1 pseudogene is annotated in these 1,365 nt (G+C 70.8%); it reads right to left on the bottom strand.

Going from position 1 to position 1,365, the window contains the following annotated elements:
* Window positions 1-1,258 (bottom strand): annotated as a pseudogene (locus DN069_RS38600) (polymorphic toxin-type HINT domain-containing protein); the annotation flags it as partial.
* Window positions 1,259-1,365 lie beyond the last annotated feature (107 nt).

The following is a 1,365-nucleotide window of genomic DNA, read 5'->3' as shown; positions in this document are numbered from 1 at the left end:
TGCCGCTGTTCTGACCGCCTCCCCGGGAGTAGTAGTTGGCCTCCGGGGTGTAGGTGTAGGTGGTCAGGTTGCCGTGGGGGTCGACGACGTAGTCGAGGTTCCATCGCCAGGCCATCTGGCACCAGGACGCCTTGCCCGTGGTGGTGCTGTAGCACGGGTCCGCGGGGGTGGGCGGGGTGGAGGTGGAGTTGGCGGGGTTGGGGTTGTAGACCGGGACGGTCCAGGCGGAGTTGCTGGCCGGGTCCGTCTTGTCGCCACCGGGCAGGTGGTTGAGGCCGAAGTAGTAGACGGTGCCGCTGGCGTCGGTGACCTTGACGTACTCGCCGTTCCAGGCGCCGTTGCTCGCGCCGGTCAGGAACTCGATCGTGCTGCCGTCGTCGCCCTGCAGGTGCCACTTGCCGGTGGTGTCGTCGCGGACCAGGGTTCCTGAGTGGCCGTTGAGGGACATGGTGGCGTTGAAGCCGCCCCAGCACTCGTCGCCGGAGTTGGCGATCCCGTCGTTGCTGCAGTTCTTGTAGGAACGCTCGATGAACCCAGTGCTGTAGTCCCAGCCCTCGCCGATCCAGGACGTCTGGGCGTTGGTCGCGGAGGTGCGGCCGTCCACGGAGGAGGAGTCGTAGGACAGGCTCACGGTGGGAGCCGCGCCGGCCAGGGCCGGCGGCACCGTGATCGGGTAGCCGTAGGAGAAGCCTCCGCTGGAGTTGCCTGCGGCCCATTGGGAGCTGGGGGTGAGGCTGGTAGCCGAGTAGCTCCCGCCGCCTCCGGAGCTGGCGGTCTGCACGGCCAGGACCATGGGGGCAACGACACCGGCGCGGTTGGTGGCGCCGGTGGTGCGCGCTGCCGGGGCGGCGGCTGTGTCCGTCAAGGTCACGGTGGCGGTGAGGCGGTGAGTGGCGGGGTCGAGCTGGGCCTTGACCGGGGTCGCCTTCAGGCATGCCTTGGCGTGTGGTGTAGTCAGTGCGCAGGCCGGGAGCTCGACCAGGGTGGCGCGCAGGCCGGCGTCTCCGCCGTACGCGGCGTCGAGCGTGTGGGTGTCGATCTGGACCTGCAGCGGTTCGGTGGCCGAGCCGGAGGCCGGGGTGAGGGTGAACAGCAGGCCGTGCACGCCGGCCTTCGCCGGGTCGGCCATGGTCACGGTGATCGGTCTGCTGGCGGCTTGACCTGCGGACCGCGCCTGCGCCGCCTGGTGACCTTCGGTGGCCGGTGCGAGGTAGACGGGCAGGGAGCCGGCCTGCATGGCGGCGGGTGCGGAGGTCATGGCCCGGGCCTGCACGCCTCCGGCCGTCAGATCCACCGTCGCGTGCCCGCTGTGGGGGACGGGGTGGGTCTGTGCCCCAGGGCCGCCCCATCGGGAGGGGGTCGGGT

This window comes from Streptacidiphilus pinicola (assembly GCF_003258295.1).
In the GTDB taxonomy this organism is placed as follows: Bacteria; Actinomycetota; Actinomycetes; order Streptomycetales; family Streptomycetaceae; genus Streptacidiphilus; species Streptacidiphilus pinicola.
Note: the sequence above shows the minus strand (reverse complement) of the source record. Positions and strands in the feature narration are given on the sequence as shown.